General features: G+C 71.2%; 16 protein-coding genes and 1 pseudogene. 11 read left to right on the forward strand and 6 right to left on the reverse strand.

Translation table 11 applies throughout. The features are described from left to right. The first annotated feature begins 10 nt into the window (after positions 1-10). Together Voc01_RS06940 and Voc01_RS06945 are read left to right on the forward strand one after the other, a co-directional pair. A complete protein-coding gene (locus tag Voc01_RS06940) occupies positions 11-1,036 on the forward strand; it encodes a polyprenyl synthetase family protein (protein ID WP_373873790.1) in 1,026 nt (341 codons plus the stop codon). A gap of 346 nt (positions 1,037-1,382) precedes the next feature. After that, positions 1,383-2,159: an IclR family transcriptional regulator gene (locus Voc01_RS06945; RefSeq protein ID WP_203926436.1), complete on the forward strand. Its 777-nt coding sequence runs from the start codon at positions 1,383-1,385 to the stop codon at positions 2,157-2,159. Positions 2,160-2,308: 149 nt separating this feature from the next. On the opposite strand, the gene Voc01_RS06950 is transcribed toward Voc01_RS06945, so the two are convergent. Beyond that, on the reverse strand, positions 2,309-4,351 hold the full coding sequence (locus Voc01_RS06950; protein ID WP_203926437.1) for a PhoX family protein: 2,043 nt from the start codon (positions 4,349-4,351) through the stop codon (positions 2,309-2,311). A 166-nt stretch (positions 4,352-4,517) separates the two neighbouring features. Here Voc01_RS06950 and Voc01_RS06955 point away from each other — a divergent pair, with 166 nt between their 5' ends. Continuing rightward, positions 4,518-5,009, forward strand: a complete 492-nt coding sequence (locus tag Voc01_RS06955; protein WP_239160025.1) for a sigma-70 family RNA polymerase sigma factor — start codon at positions 4,518-4,520, stop codon at positions 5,007-5,009. Next, positions 5,006-5,830 carry an anti-sigma factor family protein gene (locus Voc01_RS06960; RefSeq protein WP_203926439.1) on the forward strand — a complete coding sequence of 275 codons (825 nt, stop codon included), beginning with the start codon at positions 5,006-5,008 and terminating at the stop codon, positions 5,828-5,830. Before Voc01_RS06955 ends, Voc01_RS06960 begins: the two co-directional genes overlap by 4 nt. A 14-nt stretch (positions 5,831-5,844) precedes the next feature. On the opposite strand, the gene Voc01_RS06965 is transcribed toward Voc01_RS06960, so the two are convergent. Continuing rightward, positions 5,845-6,225, reverse strand: a complete 381-nt coding sequence (locus tag Voc01_RS06965) for a phage holin family protein (RefSeq protein WP_203926440.1) — start codon at positions 6,223-6,225, stop codon at positions 5,845-5,847. 148 nt (positions 6,226-6,373) lie between these two features. Here Voc01_RS06965 and eccB point away from each other — a divergent pair, with 148 nt between their 5' ends. From eccB to Voc01_RS06980, 3 genes are all read left to right on the forward strand, one after another. After that, positions 6,374-7,708: a type VII secretion protein EccB gene (eccB, locus tag Voc01_RS06970; protein ID WP_203926441.1), complete on the forward strand. Its 1,335-nt coding sequence runs from the start codon at positions 6,374-6,376 to the stop codon at positions 7,706-7,708. 129 nt (positions 7,709-7,837) lie between these two features. Then, entirely contained in the window at positions 7,838-8,146 is a 309-nt protein-coding gene (locus Voc01_RS06975; protein ID WP_203926442.1) for a WXG100 family type VII secretion target, read from the forward strand. Between the two features lie 21 nt (positions 8,147-8,167). Continuing rightward, positions 8,168-8,464 carry a WXG100 family type VII secretion target gene (locus Voc01_RS06980; RefSeq protein WP_203926443.1) on the forward strand — a complete coding sequence of 99 codons (297 nt, stop codon included), beginning with the start codon at positions 8,168-8,170 and terminating at the stop codon, positions 8,462-8,464. Positions 8,465-8,570: 106 nt separating this feature from the next. Here the strand turns inward: Voc01_RS06980 and mycP are convergent, their stop codons facing one another. Then, positions 8,571-9,803, reverse strand: a complete 1,233-nt coding sequence (gene mycP, locus Voc01_RS06985) for a type VII secretion-associated serine protease mycosin (RefSeq protein ID WP_203926444.1) — start codon at positions 9,801-9,803, stop codon at positions 8,571-8,573. Positions 9,804-10,001: 198 nt separating this feature from the next. Between mycP and Voc01_RS55095 the strand changes: the two are divergent. Continuing rightward, positions 10,002-10,256, forward strand: a pseudogene (locus tag Voc01_RS55095) (SseB family protein); the annotation flags it as partial. 176 nt (positions 10,257-10,432) lie between these two features. Here the strand turns inward: Voc01_RS55095 and Voc01_RS06990 are convergent. Beyond that, positions 10,433-10,663 (reverse strand): hypothetical protein, encoded by a 231-nt coding sequence (locus Voc01_RS06990; protein ID WP_203926445.1) that lies wholly within the window; start codon positions 10,661-10,663, stop codon positions 10,433-10,435. Positions 10,664-11,315: 652 nt separating this feature from the next. Between Voc01_RS06990 and Voc01_RS55100 the strand changes: the two genes are divergently transcribed. After that, positions 11,316-14,690, forward strand: a complete 3,375-nt coding sequence (locus tag Voc01_RS55100; protein WP_507772761.1) for an SseB family protein — start codon at positions 11,316-11,318, stop codon at positions 14,688-14,690. Then, positions 14,687-15,049, forward strand: coding sequence for a UCP033725 family protein (locus tag Voc01_RS07000; protein WP_203926447.1), 363 nt, complete (start codon positions 14,687-14,689; stop codon positions 15,047-15,049). Before Voc01_RS55100 ends, Voc01_RS07000 begins: the two co-directional genes overlap by 4 nt. A 34-nt stretch (positions 15,050-15,083) precedes the next feature. Here Voc01_RS07000 and Voc01_RS07005 read toward each other — a convergent pair whose 3' ends face one another. Next, the gene (locus Voc01_RS07005; RefSeq protein ID WP_203926448.1) at positions 15,084-16,169 is read right to left on the reverse strand and encodes a C45 family autoproteolytic acyltransferase/hydrolase; all 1,086 of its coding nucleotides are present in this window, start codon (positions 16,167-16,169) and stop codon (positions 15,084-15,086) included. 56 nt (positions 16,170-16,225) lie between these two features. Between Voc01_RS07005 and Voc01_RS07010 the strand changes: the two genes are divergently transcribed. Next, a complete protein-coding gene (locus tag Voc01_RS07010; protein ID WP_203926449.1) occupies positions 16,226-17,146 on the forward strand; it encodes an alpha/beta fold hydrolase in 921 nt (306 codons plus the stop codon). Positions 17,147-17,171: 25 nt separating this feature from the next. On the opposite strand, the gene acs is transcribed toward Voc01_RS07010, so the two are convergent. Continuing rightward, positions 17,172-19,151 (reverse strand): acetate--CoA ligase, encoded by a 1,980-nt coding sequence (acs, locus tag Voc01_RS07015; RefSeq protein WP_203926450.1) that lies wholly within the window; start codon positions 19,149-19,151, stop codon positions 17,172-17,174. Between the last annotated feature and the right edge of the window lie 2 nt (positions 19,152-19,153).

Raw genomic sequence — 19,153 nt, forward strand, 5'->3', positions numbered from 1 at the left:
TCGTTGATACGTGGATAGCGCGGGTACCAGGCCGGCAAGCACGCTTCCTGGCCTCGATGACATCGATGCTGATCTACAAGCGGGGCTCATCGGGATCCTCGACCGGGTCGAGGTCATGCTGCGGGACACGGTGGCGAGCGAAGACCGGCTCGTCGCCGAGGCGGCGACGCACCTGGCCGACGCGGGCGGCAAGCGGTTCCGGCCGCTGCTGGTCGCCGTCGGTGCCCACTTCGGTGACCCGGATTCGCCGCTGGTCGTCCCCGCGGCCGCGGTGGTGGAGCTGACCCACCTGGGCACGCTCTACCACGACGACGTCATGGACGAGGCCGAGGTGCGGCGCGGCGCTCCGAGCGCCAACTCGCGGTGGGGCAACTCGATCGCGATCCTGATCGGCGACTACCTGTTCGCACGCGCCGCCGACCTGGCGGCCGAGCTGGGCCTCGAGGCGGTGCGCATCCAGTCGCGGACCTTCGCGCGTCTGGTGCACGGCCAGATCGCCGAGACGCTCGGCCCGGCCGAGGGCGAGGACAAGGTCGAGCACTACCTGAACGTGATCGCCGAGAAGACCGGTTCGCTGATCGCGACCAGCGCCCTCTTCGGTGGCATGTTCTCCGGGGTCGCACCACCGCATCTGGACGCGCTGCGCGCCTACGGCGAGACCATCGGCACCGCGTTCCAGCTCTCCGACGACCTTCTCGACATCGCCAGCGACAGCGAGCAGTCGGGCAAGATGCCCGGCACCGACCTGCGTGAGGGCATCCCCACGCTGCCGGTGCTGTACGCACTGGCCTCCGACGACCACGATGCGGCCTCGGTGCGGCTGCGGGAGATCCTGGCCGCCGGCCCGGTCACCGACGACGCGTTGCACGCCGAGGCGCTGGGCCTCCTGCGCGAGTCGCCGGCGATGAAGCTGGCCCGGGAGACGGTGCGGTCGTACGCCGAGCGGTCACGGTCCGCATTGAGCGGTCTGCCCGAGGTGCCGGCCCGCCGGGCCATGGAGTCGCTCTGCGACTACATCGCCGACCGCACCGGCTGACCTCCGCGCGGTCGTCTGCACGTGCATATGCGCTGTTCATCGGCACTGTAGGCTGCACGGATCCGGCCGTTCCTCGATCTTGGATGCACAGATGTGAGATCAGTGATCGCTCATCAAGATCGATCACCGTTTGCAACCTGCAGGTACAGCCGTTCGGTGGCTTGAAGGTTGCTTACGGCTAGTGCTTGAATTCTCACGGCGCGACGGTGTTCATTGCTCAATCTTGCGTCTGACTTGGGGTATCTCGCCCGATATATGAGCGTCCGGTGGCTTTCTTGGCTCCCCGAAAGGCCGTCCGTTTCATATGGTGTAAAGCCTGTTACTGCTGCGACTGGGGAGGGCGGCGGTGAGAGATCCACAGGCAGAGCCATCGGATCTCATCCGCAGCGTGTCGCGGGCTTTTCAGGTGTTGGAGGCGGTCGGTCAGTCGCCTCGGGGGTTGACGGTCAAGCAGATCGCGCGACGGTGCGAACTCACCGTCGCAACCACGTATCACCTGGTCCGCACTCTTGCGTATGAGGGTTACGTGATGCGCCGTGAAGACGGCACGTACATCGTCGGTCTGGAGGTGGCCGACCGGTTCCGGGAGCTGGTGCTCGCGTGCCGGGGCCCGCAACAGGTGCAGGACATCCTGCGCAAGGCCGCCACCGACACGGGCTTCACGCACATGATCGGCCGGTTCATCACGAACCGGGTCGCGATCGTCGCGGTGGCCGAGGGTGTGCGGTCGCCGTACGCGGAGGACCTGATAGTCGGGTTCGACGACGGCGCGCACGCGACCGCGCTGGGCAAGGCGTTGCTGGCGACGCTGAGCGCCGACCAGCGGTGGCGGTTCGCGAAGGAGCAGGGCATGCCCGCCTTCACTCCGCAGACGTTGACCTCGCCCGAGACGCTCGACGCCGACCTGACGGCCGGCGAGCGACGCGGTCTCCACCTGGAGCTGAACCAGTTCCGCCCCGGCATCGGCAGCGCCGCCCTCCTGGTCCTCCCGGACCGCGAGCAGGACCGCCGCGTGGCCCTGGCCTGCACAGTCCCCGCCACCGAACTGACGGCCTCCGCCAAGGCCATCAAGACCCGCCTGACGACGGTCGCCCAACAGCTGGCGGAAATCCTCCGCGAGTAGCAGCTACATCCCCGTCCAACCCCGTCCGAGCTCATTGAGAGCGCGGGTGGCGCGACCGGCTGTACCACGACGGCGTTCGGGGGGAGCAACTCGCGGAGAGGAGCTAAACGCTGTACTCCCGGAGCGAGTTGCTCCCCCCGAACGCCCGTTCAGGAACCGACGGGTTTCCCGTCGAGACGCCACGCAACCACGACACCAGGCTTCGCGAAATCCCCGTCCGGCCACGTCGACGCCGGGTTGTCGACCCGCGCGCCGGTCACCTCACCGGGGTGCTGAACCGCGGTGAACACGCTGCGGCCGTCGCCGGAGATGAACGGGCCGCAGCACTCGGCGCCGAGCGGGACGCTGAGGAACTGCTTCAGGTGGCCCTTGTTGGGACCTTCCAACGGGACCGCGAAGAGCCCGTCGTTCGAACCCAGCGCGTTGCCGTCGGTGGCGATCCACAGGTTGCCCGTGGCGTCGAAGGCGACGTTGTCGGGGCAGGAGATCGGCGAGACCTTCGTCTTGTCGAAGCCCATGAAGTACGTGTCGGGCTGGGCCGGGTCGCCGCACAGGATCGGCAGCGTCCACGAGAAGGTCTCCGAGGTCTGGTCGTTGCCGTCCTCGGTGATCTCCAGGATGTGGCCGTGCCGGTTGACCGCCCGCGGGTTCACCGGGTCGACGCCGGGCTGGCCCGCCGCGCCGCGCCGGTCGTTGTTGGTCAGGGCGCAGTAGATCCTGCCGTTCTTCAGGTTCGGCTCGACGTCCTCGGGCCGGTCCATCCTGGTGGCGCCGACCTTGTCACCGGCGAGCCGGGTGAAGATCAGCACCTCCTCGACGTTCATTCCCTCGACCGCCGACTTGTTGTCCTTGACCAGCGGCAGCCACCGTCCGCGGCCGTCGCCCTCGAATTTGGCGACGTACAGGTCGCCCGATTCGAGGAGCTTCATGTTGTCGCGCCGGCTGTGCGTCATCTTGCGGTGCGAGACGAACTTGTACAGGTAGTCGAAGCGCTCGTCGTCACCGGTGTAGGCGACAACGCGCTTGTCGGGCGCCACGATGATGTTCGCGCCCTCGTGCTTGAGCCGGCCCAGCGCGGTGTGCTTCTTCGGGGTCGAGTCGGCGTCGTACGGGTCGATCTCCACGACGTACCCGAAGCGGTGCGCCTCGTTCGGGTGCCGGCTGAGGTCGAACCGCTCGTCGACGGTGGCCCAGGTAGGCGTCGTCGCGTTGACGGTCTCCACGCCGTATCGCTTGTAGGAGGGCTTCAGGTTCTCGGGCAACGCGTTGCCGCCGCTGAAGACGCCGTTCCAGTTCTCCTCGCCGGAGAGCACCGTGCCCCACGGCGTGACGCCACCGGCGCAGTTGGCCTGCGTCCCGATGACCCAGCGACCGCTGGGGTCGGCCTTGGTCCTCAGCAACGCGTGGCCCGCCGCCGGACCGGTGAGCTGGAACTTCGTGTCGGAGACCGTGACGCGCCGGTTGTACCGCCGGCGACCGTCGCGCACCAGTTGCCATTGACCCGTGCGTCCGACCCGTTCGATCTCCACGACGGCCATGCCGATCGCGGCGAGGGTGATCCGCCACTGCTCGGGCGTGAGCGGCACCGCCGGGTCGTAGCCGGGGAACATGAGTTCGGGGTTGGTGTACTCGTGGTTGCAGACGAGCAGCGCCCGCTCGTTGCTGAGCGGCACCACGGCGACGAAGTCGTTGTTGTAGCCGAACTGCTTCTTCTGCGCCGCGGCGCTCTGCCGACGCACGTCGAACGCCGGCGCACCCGGCAGCACCGGGTCTCCCCAGCGCGCGACGACGTGGTGGTCGTAGCCGTTCGGCACGATGAAGGTGTCGAGCTTGTTGGGTGGGATCGCCTTGAAGCCCAGCGCGACCGCGCCGGTGCCGCCCGATCCGCCTCTCGCCGCCGAGCCGGCTGCCGCGTCTGCGTCGCGTTCGGACTCGGGCGAGGCGTAGGCCGGGGTGGCGACCCCGACGGCGGTCGCGCCGGCCGCACCGACCACGAGCGCTCCGGCCCGGATAATGCCCCGACGGGACAGTTCCGCCTGAACGATGTCACCGAAGTAAGCGTTTTCGGATTCGTTAGGCTCAGGGTGGGCGCATGCGTTGTTGCACCGGTACTTGCAGGTCATGGCGCTTCGCCCGGAATGTCCTCTGAAGCCCCCGCTTACCAGCGGTAACAGCCGTCGAGGGTGAGACATATTTGAATCTCCTTGCGTGAAGTCGGAAACGCGATGTCGGCAGGCTATGAGGGGCCGGTGGATCAACCGAGGCACTAACGTGAACCAGGCGTGAACCATGTCGCGCTGGCGTGCGTGTCAATAAGAAGCGGGAGGGCTGCAAAGCGTGGGTACCGAAGACGCCGAGCTGCTGCGTGCATTGCACGCTGATCACGGTGAGGCGCTTTTCGCGCACGCACTGCGGCTGACCGGAGGAGACCGGCAGCGTGCGGAGGATCTGGTGCAGGAGACGATGCTGCGGGCATGGCAGCATCCGCAGGCGCTCGACCCCGCCAGGGGGTCGGTGCGGGCGTGGCTTTTCACGACCGCACGCAACCTGGCGATCGACGCCTGGCGGAGGCGCAATGCCCGCGCGGCGGAAGTCGTCACCGATGCTCCACCCGAGCGTCCGGTGGTCGACGACACCGACCGTGCCGTCGAGTCCTGGACGATCGCCGAAGCGTTGTCCCGCCTGTCGCGCCCACACCGAGAGGTGCTGGTGGAGTGCTTCTACGCCGGCCGGTCGGTAGCTGAGGCGGCAGCCCGCCTCGGAGTTCCGCCCGGCACCGTCAAATCAAGGACCTACTACGCGTTGCGCGCCCTGAAGGTCGCGCTGGAAGAGTTGGGGGTTACGCAATGAGGTGCCCCCAGACCATCGAAGTGGGCGCATACGTGCTGGGTGCCCTGGTACCCGCCGAGCGCGACGCCTTCGAGAAGCACCTCGCCGACTGCGCGATCTGCCGCGAGGAGGTCGCCGATCTCGCTGTGCTGCCGGGCCTGCTCGGGCGCATCGACTTCGAGACCGCCCGCACGATCGCCCAGGAGGGCGAGGACTCGGCCGCGCTCTTCCCGATCGGATGGGCCGGGCCGACCGCGTCCGAGGCCGACACTCCGGCGCCGCCGGCTCCGGCCGAGAACAACGTCGTGCGGCCCGAGCGGTGGGCCGGTCCCACCGTGAACGCCGACCTCGACGACCGGGCCGCCGACCCGGAGGACAGCAAGGTCGTGTCGCTGCTCGCGGCCGCCGAGCGCAAGCGGATCCGCGAACAGCGGCGGCGCCGTCTCGTCACCGCCGGGGTCGGGCTGGTTGCCGCGGCGCTCGCGCTGGTCGTCGGGCTGGGCCTTCCGAAGTGGACGGCCGACCCGGGGCCCGAGTACGTCGCGATGACCCCGGCGGCCCAGAACCTGCCGATCACCGCCGACCTGGCGCTGGAGGCCCAGGACGCCGGCACGCTGGTGTACATGAAGTGCGAGTACAACGGCGAGCCGGGTGCGACGCGCTCCTACAAGCTGATGGTCGTGCCGAAGGGCGGCGGCGAGGCCGAGCAGGTCACGACCTGGACGGCCAACCCGGGCGACAAGTTCGACATCGACGGGCACAGCGCCCACAAGCACACCAACATCGACCGGGTCGAGATCTGGAACATGGAGAACCGCGTACTGATGGTCTACCGGCCGTAGGGGCTGGCTCCCGGTCAGTCCTTCTTACCGTCGGGGACGACCAGGTTGAGGAGCCAGCTCACCACGGCGACCAGTAGGGCGCCGAGGACGGCGGTGGGCCAGAAGTCGTCGACGGTGAACGACAGGTCCAGTTCGCCGGCGATCCAGCTGGTCAGCATGAAGAGCGCGCCGTTGACCACCACCGCCACGAGGCCGAGGGTCAAGGCGTAGGCCCAGCAGCCCAGGACCTTGATGATCGGCCGGAGGACGGCGTTCACCACGCCGAAGATCGCGGCCACCACCAGGAGGGTGCCGGCCTGTTCGGCCGGCGTGCCGCCGACGTCGATCCCGTCGATCACCAGGGTGGAGATCCACAACGCCAGCGCGCTGATGATCAACCGGATGAGGATGCCCATTTGGTGATCGTCGCATGGGGCCGCCAACGGTGTCCGACCCGCTCCATTCGCCAGATCTTTCGCGGTGCTGAACCGGTCGCCCGCGGGGCGGCCCGTGTCGGACCCGTCGCTTATCGTGGGCGCCGATGGCTCGTCTGGGGAGGCGTCCGTGCCGTCGCGATCAGATCAACTTCATTCGTATCAGTTCGCCGTGCAGCGTGTGGTTTCGGCGATGGCCGCCCACGAGAGCAATCCGTCGCGCCCGCCGGGGCGTCGGGCCGGGCTCGCGCTGCTCGCCGGCGTGCTCGCCGCCGCACTCGGGCTCGCCGGGTTCGCCGTGTGGGGCCTGCTCCAGCCGGGTGGGTCCACGAAATGGCGGTCCGGCTCGGCGGTGATCGTCGAGAAGGAGTCCGGGGCCAAGTTCGTGTACCTCGACGGGGTGCTGCACCCGGTCGCCAACTACGCCTCGGCGCTGCTGATCGTGGGCGCCGCGAAGACGATGCAGGTGGCCCGGCGGTCGCTGGCCGGCGCTCCACGCGGTCCCCTTCTCGGCATTCCGGGCGCTCCCGACGCGCTGCCGCGACGCCGCGACCTGCTGGCCGGGCCGTGGGCGGTGTGCGGCTCGGTCGGCTCCGACCGGTCGACGGTGGTGGTCGGGTCGGCGCCGCGCGGCGATCCGCTCGGGGCCGACGGCGCGCTGGTGTCCACGCCCGATGGCGCGGTGCACCTGCTGTGGCAGGGGCGGCGGGCGCGGGTCCGGGAACCGGAGACCGTGCTCGGCATGCTCGTGTGGGGCACGCCCGCGCCGGTCGCGCCGGCGGTGGTGAACGCGCTGGCCGCGGCGGCCGACATCGGGCGGGTGCCGGTGCCAGGTCGCGGGCAGCCGTTCGGGCCGGTGCCGGGGGCTCGGATCGGGCAGGTCTTCCTGGTCGACGGGCGTCAGCACGCGGTTGCGCTCGCGGCCGGGCTGGCGCCGACGACGGCGTTCCAGGCCGCGCTCGTGCTCGGCGATCCGGCCACGGTCGAGCGGGTCGGCCAGACGGCGCCCACGGCACTGAGCCCGGGGGAGTACGCCCGGCTGCCGAGAACCGCGTTCCCGGGTAGCTGGATCGGGCTGCCGGATGAGGTGCCGCGGCCCGTCAGGATCGGTGCGGCGGAGGCGGTGTGTGCGTCGTCGGTGCCGGGCGGCGAGGTGGTCGTGAGCGCGGCGCAGCCCCGCGGGGCACCGATCGCGGGCTCGGCGCCGGGCCTGGCGAGCGAGGTGCGGCTGCCTCCGGGGCGCGGGGTGCTCGCCACCGCCCGGGCTGCGCCGGGGGCCGAGGCGGGGGTGGTCTACCTGGTCACCGATCTGGGTGTCCGGTATCCGTTGGCGTCGTCCGACGTACTGCCGATGCTCGGGTTCTCCGGTGCCCGGCCGGTGCCGCTTCCGGCGGAGGTGCTCGCATTGCTGCCCACCGGTCCCGGCCTCTATCCACAGGATGCACGGCGGGTTGTGGGTAGTTGAGTCCGAAGTTATCCACAGAAGGGAACTGGGTCTGGCGACCTCGGAACGGGCGCCGTTAGCGTGGCACATCAACAGCTGGCGATCTGGCAACTACAGATCCGGCTACAAGGGTCCTGGGGAGGAACAACCATGTCTGTGTCGCAAACCAGTGCGGAGTTGATGGAGACGACCGCACGCCGGTTCGAGAGCGTCAACGGCTCGCTCGACGGCATGCTCCGCCGCCTGATGCACGAGCTCGATGGGCTGCGAACCCAATGGACCGGTGCGGGCGGCCGGTCGTTCGAGCAGGTCAAGCAGGCCTGGGCGGCCGACCAGGAGAAGCTGAACCGGGCCCTGGCCGAAACGGCGACGGCGATGCGCACTGCCGGTCGGCAGTACGCCGCCACCGACTCGGCCGCCGCCGGCCGGTTCACCGCCCACCAGAGCCTGCCGCTCTGACGGCCCGGGGAGGCATCCGCGATGAGTGACCTGATCCGGGTCGAGTTCGGCGCCCTGCAGCACGCGGGCGACTCGATCAACAACGCCCTGCGGGCTCTGGAGAACCAGTTGGCCGAGGTCGAACGCGACGCCACACCGTTGGTCGCCACCTGGCAGGGCGATGCCCAGCAGGCCTACCAGATCCGCCAGACCCGTTGGCGCGAAGCAGCCGAGGGCCTGTCGACGATGCTGCGCGACATCAAGCGGGCCCTCGACGAGTCCGCGGCCGAGTACGCGAGCACGGAGAGCCGCAATACGTCGCTGTTCGGAGCGCACTGAGTAAAGGCGACCGGAACCCGGGAGGTCGGCCGGTCCGACCACCCGGGCTTCCGGCTGTTCTGCGGCGAACGGCCGTCCCGGTGTGCTCGCCGGCGGCGGGGCGAGGTCAGGTGCGGGAGCCGGACCTCGTGCGGCTGGCCCGGGCGCGGGCGGCGCCTGTGTGGTTGGTCCGGGCGCGGGCGGCGCTGGCGGCCACCAGGAGCAGCACGAGAGCGGCGGCCCCGGCGAGGGCGAGGTGGATGGCGGTGCGCCGGCGGTCGGCGGTCCGGGCCGCTGCCTGGACGGCGACCGGATCCGGTGGCCGCGTCGTCACCGGCCCGGGGGTGGGGCGGGTGGAGCCGTCAAGGCTGGCGGTCACCGCCCGGTAGGGGTTGACGACTCCGGCGCCGAGGCCGTTCCCGGGCGTCCGGTCGAGGGTGTCTGCCGTGGAGAGGAGACGCTCGACGACCTGGTCGGCGGTGAGGGTCGGGTGGTACTGGCGTATCAGGGCGGCGGTGCCGGTCACGAACGCCGCCGCGAAGCTGGTGCCGGTGTAGCGGGCGTGGCCCACCCGGGCGGCGGCGATCACGTCGGCGCCCGGGGCCACGAGGTCGACGTGCGGGCCGGTCTGGGAGGTGGCGACCCGGACGCCGTCGGCCTGCACGGCGCCCACGCCCACCACGCCGTCGTACGAGGCGGGGTAGACGGGCGGGTTGCCGGTCTCCTGCTTGTTGCCCGCGGCAGCGACGAGCACGGCGTCGCGTGAGCGGGCATAGCGGACGGCCTCGCGGAGGGTCGGGTCGTCGCGGTCCGTGGTCAGGGAGAGGTTGACCACGCGCGCGCCGCGGTCGACGGCCTGGCGTACGGCCGCGGCCACGTCGGCCAGGCTGGCGGTGCGGCCGCCGGCGTCGTCGGTGATCCGCTCGCTGACCCGCACCGGAAGGATGCTGGCCGCCGGCGCGACGCCACGGAACGTGGTGCCGGGGCGGATCCGGCCGGCGATGATGCTGGCGACAGCCGTGCCGTGGCCCACGCAGTCGACGCGGCCGTCACTGTCGGGGTCCAGACGGTCCACCCCCGGCACGACGGCGCCCGCAAGCTGCGGGTGCCGGGCCTCGACGCCCGAGTCGACGACCGCGACCAGCACATTTGCGCCGTCGGCGAGGCCTGCGAGCTGGTCGGGACCCTGCCGTTGCTGGGCCCACGGAACTTCGTCCGCAGTTACGCTCGGTGCGGGCGGAGCTTGACAGGTCGGCGCTGCGTACACACGGTCAGGCACCACCAGAGCCGGCAGTACCGCACACAGACCGCCGGTGACGGTGGCGCCCAGCGCCCGCAATACCCTTTCGGTGGATCGCATTCCGGCCCTCCCGTCGTCGACGGCGACCGAATGCTATCGATGGACAGGGTCGGTGGGTGTCCCCGCAGAGGAGCATCGCTACTGACGCCTGACTGCGGGTAGGTTAAGGTGCGCGCACGCGTGACGTGGCAAGCCCTGAGCAGCCGGAAGGGGGTGGCCGTGGAGAGCTGGAACCCGGCCACCGAAGCCGAGGCGGCGATGCGCGACGTGCTGCGGGCGGGAGACCAGGAACAATACTTCCGAATCCTGGCGCGCCTTGATCTTCTTCTTCCGGTTTCGGCCGATTCCGCGGGCCGGCGCTCGCCGGGGTGGGGCACCTGGTCATCGGACGGGCGCACGCACGTCCTCGCATTCACCTCTATCCACGCGATGCGCGCCTGCCTCGCGGAACACGCAGGTAACTACCGGTTGGCCCAGTTCCGCGAGTTGGCGGAGCAGTGGCCCAACCCGGAGTGGTGGCTGGCGATCAACCCCGGCCTGCCCATCGAGGGCTACCTGCCGGCGTGGTTCGTCGCCCAGATCAGCCGTGGCGACGTCCGCCTCCCGGGACGCACGATGGGCTCCCGGATGCGGATGGAGCACGCCAACAGCCTGCGGGCCCGGGCCGTGGCCCAGGTGCCCCAGGTGCCTCAGACCCCCCGCCGGGTTCCGCCCGCGACCCCGGTGCCGGCGAGCGGCGGACGCCTTCCTCCGGGTCGGCGCCCACCCGGAGCGGGCATCGTGCTGTCGGGCGAGATCGTCGAGTCGTCGACGGGTCCGGTCGTGGATGAGGCTCCGATCTCGGGCGGGCCGTCCCGGTCCGCACCGCCCGTGTCGCCGGTGTCGCCGGCGCGGGTCGGCCCGCCGGCGGCGGCCAGCATGGGCGGGCACGATCGGAGCGGTCAGGGGCCGGCTCGGTCGGGCCTGGCGTCTGGTCCCGGCATGGCGTCTGGCTCTGGCATGGCCTCCGGTCCTGGCATGGCTTCTGGTCCCGGCATGGCCTCCGGCTCCGGCATGGCCGGAGCTGGTGTGGCCGGGGCCCCTGCTCCTGGCATGGGTGGGTCTGGTGCCGGCATGGCCGGGCAGGGTCCGCCTGGGATGGCGCCGCACGGTGTACCCGGGATGGCCGCGCAGGCAACCGGTGGGCCTGGCGCTGGCGCACCGGGTATGGCGGCAGCGGGCATGGCGGGTCAGGGATCCGGCCGTCCGGGGATGGGTGGGCCTGGTCCCGCTGGTCCGGGGATGGGTTCTTCCGGTCCTGGAATGCCGGGTCCCGGGCCAGGCCCTGGGCCGGGCGTGCCTGGTTCGGGTGGTCCTGGCTCGAATGGACCTGGTTCGAGCGGTCCTGGGATGCGTGGTCCTGGGTCCGTTGGGTCCGGGGCACCGGTGTCCGGTCCTGGTGCGCCGGGGATGTCGGGTCCTGGGATGGCTGGTCCTGGTCCCGGAATGGCTCCGCCGGTCTCCGGGTCTGGAGCGCCGGCACCCGGAATTCCCGGTGCTTCGCCGCCCGGGCAGGCAACGCCTCCTCCCGGCATGACCGCCAGCGGACTGCCGACAAGGCGTCCGGGCGCAGCCTCGTTCGGCAGGCGGCCCCCGGCTGACCTGTTCCCGTCGTCGCCGGGTCCGGCTCCGGGCGCGGGCCCCGGCGCGGGTGGAGCGGCCAACCCGATGCCGCCGACCCCCGTCTCGCCGGCCTCGTCGCGCACCGGCCGGACCGGCCGCACAGACCGCAACGGCCGCGCTGACTTCGGTGAGGCGCAGAGCCGTGGCGAGGCGCCACGGTTGTTCGAGCGTCCCGACTTCCGGCAGCGCCCCGACCAGGGCGGGCAGCCCGGTCCGTTCGAGCGTCCGCCCGGGCAGGACAGCGCACGTCCCGGAACATTCGACGGCCCGCCGGTGTCCGGGCCGCCGGTATCCGGTGCGCCGATGTCCGGGGCGCCCATGTCCGGGGCGCCGGCTCCGGGCCGGCCCGGCGGATACCAGCCCGACCAGGGAAGGCCTGCTGCATACGCTCCCGAACCGGGTCGGCCTGGGCCGTTCCCGCCCGACCAGGGTCGGCCTGGGCCGTTCCCACCTGACCAGGGTCGGTCGGGTGCGTTCCCGCCTGACGAGGGTCGGCAGGGGAGGTTCCCGGCGACTGATGGTCGGCCGGGTGCGTTCCAGGGCGATCAGGGCCGGTCGGGAGGGTTCCCGCCCGGTCAAGGTGGGTTCCCGCAGGAGCAGGGGCGTCCCGGGGAGGCGGGTGGCTTCGGGCAGGAGCACGCGCGTCCTGGAGAGCCGGGTGGCTACGCGCCCGAGCAGTCTCGGCCGGCGGCGTTCGCTCCGGATGCTGGGCGGTCGGCCGGGGTGCCGGATCCGGGCCTGCTCGACACCGACCCCGGGCGGTCGACGGCGTTCGGGGGCGACCCGGGCCGGTTCGGCGGCGACCGGGGGCAGGCGGCGCCGTTCGTGCCCGCACCGAGTCCGCCGCGGCCGGGGATGCCGGATCAAGGGCAGGGTGGCGGCTTCCGGCCGGACACGGGCTGGGGAGCCGGGACGCCGGACCAGGAGCGGCCGGAGCAGGTCCCGCCCGCGGCGTTTGCGCCCGGGGTATTTGGGCCCGGGCAGGGCTCGTCGGATCAGGAGCGGCCTGCGGCGTTCGGGCCCGGGCAGGGACCGCCGGTTCATGGGGCGCCGGTTCACGGGACGCCGGGCCATGGAGCGCCGGGTCATCGGGAGCAGGGGCATCGGGAGCAGGGCCACCGGGAGCAGGGCCACCGGGAGCAGGGCCACCGGGAGCAGGGCCACCGGGAGTCGGGGGTTGGGTCCGAGCCGAGTGCGTTGGGGGCCTTCCGGCCTGACGGCGGGGCGGTTGGTGGGTTTGGGCCTGTCTCGGGTGGATCTGACTCCGGGGGGATCGACCGGGAGCGGCGGGAGCGGCCGGCTGGGTATGAGCCGGATCTGCGGCCGGCTCAGCCTCGTCCGGAGAGGTTCGAACGGCCGGAGGTCTTTGAGCGGCCGGAGCCGTCGGAGCGGTTTGAGCGGTCGGAGGCGTTCGCGCGACCGGAGGCGTTTGAGCGGGCTGAGGGCTTTGAGCGGCCTCAGGCGTTCTCGCAACCGGCGGTCGTTCCGGAGCCGGCGGCTCAGCCAGCGGCGTTTGAGCCAGCGGCGTTTGAGCCAGCGGAGTCGGGCTGGCGGGAGCCGGGTGTCGATTCGGATGTCTCGGAGCGGGCGTTTGGGCCGGCAGGTTCTGGGGCGGCTGGGGCCGGGGTTGAGGCTTCGCGGGTTGAGGCTTCGCCCGTAGAGGCTTCGGCTTCGCCGGCTCACGTGGAGGGGGTTGCCTCGGATCGGGGGCGGCCGCCGGCGTTTGAGCCTGTTCGGCGGGAACCGGCCCTGGGGGAGCCTTACGGGGGCGAGGAGTCTCGGTACTCCGAGCGGGGTTCGGGTTACGGCTCGGATCACGGGTCGGACCGGGGACCGGAGATGGGGGCCGCTTACCCGGACCAGGCGGAGGCGTACTCGGGGCAGCCGGGGGGTTCGGAGCCCGGGGGTGCGTATCAGGGGCAGGGTTCGTATCCGGAAGAGACCTCCGGCGCGGAGCCCTCGCCGTTCGAGGACGTGGACACCGATGCCTGGCCGGAGACGCGCACGGGGCCGGCGCTCGACCCCGAATCCGGCACCGGGCTGGGGCTTGGTGCCCGGCTGGCTGCCCTACAGGCGCAGTCGGGTGGGTTTGCGATGATCACGCCCGACGAGCCGGCGGAGGAGGAGCCGGCACCTACCGGGCGGGGGATCTGGGACCCCAAGGTGCCGCCCGTTCCGGCGGAGCCGGACGAAGACTTCGATTCTGCCCCGCACCAGGAGGTGGGGTCGCCTGGAGACAGCCGTAGCCCGTCTTCTGATGAAGAGCCCGCGCCTTCGCGCGAACCTGAACCCGAACCCGAGCCGGTCAACTGGAACTACGCCGACTACCCGGCGGCGAACAGCACCGAGGAGGAGCTCCTCGAGGCGACGCGCAACAACACGTCGAACCTGATGCTGTCGACGTTGTTGCTGGCCAAGGTGCTGATTCCGGGGTACGCGGCCGATCCGGCGCACTGGCCCGCGGAGGAGATCCGGGGCACGCGGTACCTGGTGGCGTTCACGTCGATGCAGCGGCTCACGGCGCACTACGAGGCGACGCTGCCGGAGCCCGAACCGGTGCGGTTCACCACGGTGATCGCGAAGTGGCCCAGCGAGGAGATCGGGTTCGCGCTCAACCCGGGCACTCCCATGGGGCGGCTGCTCGGCGGCAGCGAGGTCCGCGGGTTGGCGCGGTCGGCGGCGGAGTTTGGACTGATCGACGCCGACGCGTTGATGGCGACGGCCGACGCCGAGGAAGCCAGCGCGCAGACGCAGGCCATTCCGGCGGAGAAGAAGGCGCCCGTGAAGGCCTCGGAGCAGCCGCAGCTCATGCAGCGCACGGTGGCCGCCTCGCAGGTGTCGATGTACCTGGAGCGCGGGTACGACCGGGTCTGCGGGTTCGTGCACCGGGCCGGGGAGCTGTCGCACCTCAGCAAGCCGGCCGACCTGTACCGGGCGCTCGGCCTGGCCTACCCGGAGTCGCCGTTCAGCCTCGACGACACCGAGGTGTACGTGCTGCGGTGGCCCGCACACCTGCTCAGCCTGTACCGCATCCCGTTCGGCGGGCAGACGGAAGAGGCGCTGCACGCCATGCAGGGCTGGATGATCGAGCGGGCGCCGTTCCGGGGGAACGGGTTCGCACCCAGCGAGACCGGCGACGTGGTGGCCGAGTTCAAGATCGATAGCACCCGGCTGCCGCACGGGGCGCAGCTCTGGCGGCTCAACAGCGACGGCATCGAGACGCTCGTCGCGCTGTTCGACGCCGACAGCACCCGGTGGCGGCGGATCGGATCGGCCGAGTCGTGATCCGGGACGGATACGTCGCCCGCTGGCAGGGCGACGAGTACGAGGCCAGCCCGGACGGCAACGACGTGCGGCTGTACCGCGACGAAGCCGCCGACGGGTTCGAGGAGATCCGCGACGGGCGGTACCGGCGGATCGTGCCCGGCACCGAGGTGAAGCTGGAGTACGTCCGCACCGGATGCCTGTGGCGCGGTCAGCCGTTCATCGTGCTGGCCGAGCACGAGGGGTGGCTGCGGGTCGAGTACACCGGCGGGCTGGCACCGGTGGCCCGGGACCTCGGGCTGGAAGAGTTCGAGTTCGGGGTCTACCAGGGGTGGGCGCCGGCTTCTGAGGTCGCCGAGGTACGGGAGTTCAGGCAGTAGCGTGACCGGCCGGCGCGCGAAGCGCGCCAACCGGTCACGCGGTGAGCTCCTTGAGCGTCGCCCACTCGTAGGTTCCGTCGCAGGGCGGGCCCTCGGCGATGCCGAGGCGCTGCTCGTCGAGGTCCAGGAGCACGGAGAAGATCGTCTCCGACCGGTCGTCGTGGGCGTCGCGCTCGTCGACGTGGCGGCAGATCGCGTTCGGGAAACCGGCGTGGTCGGCGAAAATGTCCGCCATCGACATGCCGCCGGCCAGGAGCCGCCGGGCCCGGGCGCCGCGGAAGAACGACGAGCTGCCCAGCTCCTTCAGGTAGTCGCGCACGGCGACGTTCGTCTCCAGGTGGTTGGCGTGCGCGATGCGGCCGTGCTCGTCGGGGTGGAGCAGGCCGACATCGCCGGGCACCAGCTCCACGTCGATGATCTCGCCGCCGCCGGGTCCGTCGTGGGCCTGGCCGATCAGAAGATTGATGGACGCGCTGCGCGGGCTCGAGCACACCCTCCTCAGCGCGATCGTCAGGTCCGAGGACTCCAGCGCGGCCCGGAGGATCACGTGGTACGGCACGCCGCCGCGGGTGCCGTCCTTGTCGCAGCCGAGCATGTTGACGCACACCCCGAGGCCGGCCGAGTTCAGCCCGGCCTTGCCGAGCATGCCCGCCTCGGCCAGCGTGGCCACGGAGAAGCCGTGCTCGTCGGTGGTGGCCAGGAGCAGGGTGTACGGGCGCTGGTCGGGGTGCCAGTCCCAGTTCTGGCCGATCACGGTGCCATCGCCGATCAGGCCGAGCGCCGTGCACTCGGACGGCTCGCCCCGCTTCGAAGCGTGCGCGCCGTACAGCAGTTCGGTGCGGCCGTTCAGCGCGTAGATCTCCTCGACGGCCACCCCGGACCCCTCGGCGACCCCGTCGAGCATCTCGGCGATCCGCGGGTGGTGCTGCCGGGTGGCCGTGCGGAACTCGGTGCCCCACCACCACACGTCGGCCCGGCTCAGACCGGCCCGGAGCTTGAACCGCTCCACATACGTCTCGTTGTTCGCGGCGATCTCTTCGGCGGCGGCGGTGCCGTAGGCGGCGCCGCACTCGGCCGGCGTTCCGGACACGGAGATCAGCGGTAGGGGGAGGGTGGCCATGAATACGACGCTAGGCGCAACCGAACCTGAAATGCCAGCCCTCTACGCTGGGCTGCATGAAGCGTGCCGTGGACGACTCGGCCGTGCTCGTCGACGGCCCCTGGACGCACCGGTTCGTCAGCGCCAACGGCACCCGGTTCCACGTGGTCGAGGCGGGCACCGGTCCGCTGGTGCTCTTCCTGCACGGCTTCCCCGAGGCCTGGTTCGCGTGGGAGCCGCAACTGACCGCCGTGGCCGACGCCGGCTTCCGGGCGGTCGCCGTCGACCTGCGCGGATACGGCGCGAGCGACAAGCCGCCCCGCGGCTACGACGGCTACACGATGGCCGGCGACGCGGCCGGGCTCATCCGGGCGCTCGGCGAGCGCCGGGGGGTGCTGGTCGGGTCCGGGTACGGCGGCATGGTCGCCTGGTCGACGGCCTGCTTCCACCCGAAGCTCGTCCGGAGGCTCGTCGTGCTCAGCGCCGCGCATCCGCTGCGGCTGCGGGCGGGGCTTCTGGCGGACCCGCGGGGGCAGCTCGCCGCCTCGCTACCGATGCTCCGGTTCCAGGTCCCGCGGATGGAACACGTGCTGACCCGCGACGACGCGGCGGTGATCGGCGCGTACATGCGCCGCTGGGTGGGTCCCTCGTGGCGCGACACGGCGGCGTACGCGGAGTACGAGGCCCGCTGCCGGGAGGCGTTCCGCATCCAGCAGACCGCGTTCTGCGCGCTGGAGGCGTACCGCTGGGCGGTCCGGTCGGTGCTGCGCCTGCAGGGGTACCGGTACGTGAAGCAGATGCAGCAGCCGATCGTCAGCCCGACGCTGCAGCTGCACGGTTCGGCCGACACGGCGATCCTGGCCCGCACGGCGCTGGGCTCCGGCCGGTACGTGCTGGCCGACTACGAGTGGCGGCTCCTTGACGGGGTCGGCCACTTCCCTCATCGGGAAGCGGCCGACCTGGTCACCGGTGAGATCCTCCGCTGGGCGAAGGAGTAACCGCGCGGGCGCGCCCCGCGCGGCCTCAGTCCTCGGCTTTGCCGGTTTTCATTCCATCGGAGATCAGGTCCATCACGCTGGAGTCCTGCAGCGTGGTGACGTCGCCGAGCGAGCGGTTCTCGGCCACGTCGCGCAGCAGGCGGCGCATGATCTTGCCGGACCGGGTCTTCGGCAGCTCGGGCACCACCATGATCTGCCGGGGCTTCGCGATCGGGCCGATCGTCTTCGCGACGTGGTTGCGCAGCTCCTGGGCGAGCTCATCACCGTCGTCGACGCCACCACGCAGGATCACGAACGCCACCACGGCCTGGGTGGTGGTCGGGTCGGTGGCGCCGACCACGGCCGCCTCGGCCACCTTGGGGTGCGACACCAGCGCCGACTCGACCTCGGTCGTGGAGATGTTGTGGCCCGAGACGAGCATCACGTCGTCGACGCGGCCGAGCAGCCACAGGTGGCCGTCGTCGTCGCGCTTGGCGCCGTCGCCGGCAAAGTAGATCCACTCGTCGCCGTTGCCGGCGCCGGCACCGAACCGGGACCAGTACGTGTCGATGAACCGCTGGTCGTCGCCCCAGATCGTGCGCAGCATGCTCGGCCACGGCTCGCGGATCACCAGGAAGCCGCCGCCACCGGCGGGCACCGACTTCGCCTCGTCGTCGACCACGTCGGCGGAGATGCCGGGCAGCGGGGTCATCGCCGAGCCCGGCTTCGCGCTCGTCACACCGGGTAGCGGGGAGATCATGATCGCGCCGGTTTCCGTCTGCCACCACGTGTCGACGACCGGGGTCCTGTCGCCGCCGATGTTCTTCCGGTACCAGATCCAGGCCTCGGGGTTGATCGGCTCGCCGACGCTGCCGATCAGCCGCAGCGACGACAGGTCGAACTTCGCCGGGATGTCGTCGCCCCACTTCATGAACGTGCGGATCGCGGTGGGCGCGGTGTAGAGCAGCGTGACCTTGTACTTGTCGACGATCTCCCAGAACCGGCCGCGGTGCGGCGTGTCGGGGGTGCCCTCGTAGATGACCTGCGTGGCGCCGTTCGACAGCGGCCCGTACACGATGTAGCTGTGCCCGGTGACCCAGCCGATGTCGGCGGTGCACCAGTACACGTCGGTGTCGGGCTTGAGGTCGAAGACCGCGTTGTAGGTCCAGCTGGCCTGGGTGAGGTAGCCGCCGCTGGTGTGCAGGATGCCCTTGGGCTTCGCGGTGGTGCCGCTGGTGTACAGGATGAACAGCGGGTTCTCGGCGTCGAACGGCTGGGCGGTGTGGGCGGTGTCGGCCCGCTCGACCGTCTCGTGCCACCAGACGTCGCGGCCCTCGGTCCAGGCCACGTCCTCGCCGGTGCGCCGCACGACGAGCACCTTCTCGACGCTGGGGCAGCGTTCGGCGGCCTCGTCGACGGTCGGCTTGAGCGCGCTCGGCTTGCCCCGGCGGTAGCCGCCGTCGGCGGTGATCACGACCTTGGCGTTGGCGTCGTCGATGCGTCCCGACAGCGCCTCGACGCTGAACCCGCCGAACACCACGCTGTGGGTGGCGCCGAGCCGCGCGCACGCCAGCATCGCGACGACGGCCTCCGGGATCATCGGCAGGTAGATCGCGACCCGGTCGCCGGCGGACACACCGAGGTCGGTGAGCGCGTTGGCGGCCTGGTTGACCAGCTGCTGCAGGTCGGCGTACGTGATCTCGCGGGTGTCGCCGGCGGGCTCGCCCTCCCAGTAGATGGCGACCTTGCTGCCGCGGCCGGCCTCGACGTGCCGGTCGACGCAGTTGTACGCCACGTTGAGCTGCCCGCCGATGAACCACTTCGCGAACGGCGGGTTCGACCAGTCGAGAACCTCCGACCACTCCTGGTTCCAGTGCAGCCGCTTCGCCTGCTCGGCCCAGAACCCGAGCCGGTCCTCCGTGGCCCGGTCGTAGGCCTCGGCCTTGACGTTCGCGTTGGCCGCCAGCTCGTCGGGCGGCGGGAACTGCCGTGTCTCGCTGAGCAGGTTGGCAAGGGTGTCAGCCATAC

Source organism: Virgisporangium ochraceum (genome assembly GCF_016863655.1).
GTDB lineage: Bacteria > Actinomycetota > Actinomycetes > Mycobacteriales > Micromonosporaceae > Virgisporangium > Virgisporangium ochraceum.

Bases quoted from the DNA above. Each gene is read 5' to 3' on its own strand.
- Voc01_RS06950 (WP_203926437.1), bottom strand. From the start codon at position 4,351: ATGTCTCACCCTCGACGGCTGTTACCGCTGGTAAGCGGGGGCTTCAGA.
- Voc01_RS06960 (WP_203926439.1), top strand. From the start codon at position 5,006: ATGAGGTGCCCCCAGACCATCGAAGTGGGCGCATACGTGCTGGGTGCC.
- Voc01_RS06965 (WP_203926440.1), bottom strand. From the start codon at position 6,225: ATGGGCATCCTCATCCGGTTGATCATCAGCGCGCTGGCGTTGTGGATC.
- Voc01_RS06975 (WP_203926442.1), top strand. From the start codon at position 7,838: ATGTCTGTGTCGCAAACCAGTGCGGAGTTGATGGAGACGACCGCACGC.
- Voc01_RS06980 (WP_203926443.1), top strand. From the start codon at position 8,168: ATGAGTGACCTGATCCGGGTCGAGTTCGGCGCCCTGCAGCACGCGGGC.
- mycP (WP_203926444.1), bottom strand. From the start codon at position 9,803: ATGCGATCCACCGAAAGGGTATTGCGGGCGCTGGGCGCCACCGTCACC.
- Voc01_RS06990 (WP_203926445.1), bottom strand. From the start codon at position 10,663: ATGCTGGCCGCCGCCGGCGGGCCGACCCGCGCCGGCGACACCGGCGAC.
- Voc01_RS55100 (WP_507772761.1), top strand. From the start codon at position 11,316: ATGACCGCCAGCGGACTGCCGACAAGGCGTCCGGGCGCAGCCTCGTTC.
- Voc01_RS07005 (WP_203926448.1), bottom strand. From the start codon at position 16,169: ATGGCCACCCTCCCCCTACCGCTGATCTCCGTGTCCGGAACGCCGGCC.
- Voc01_RS07010 (WP_203926449.1), top strand. From the start codon at position 16,226: ATGAAGCGTGCCGTGGACGACTCGGCCGTGCTCGTCGACGGCCCCTGG.
- acs (WP_203926450.1), bottom strand. From the start codon at position 19,151: ATGGCTGACACCCTTGCCAACCTGCTCAGCGAGACACGGCAGTTCCCG.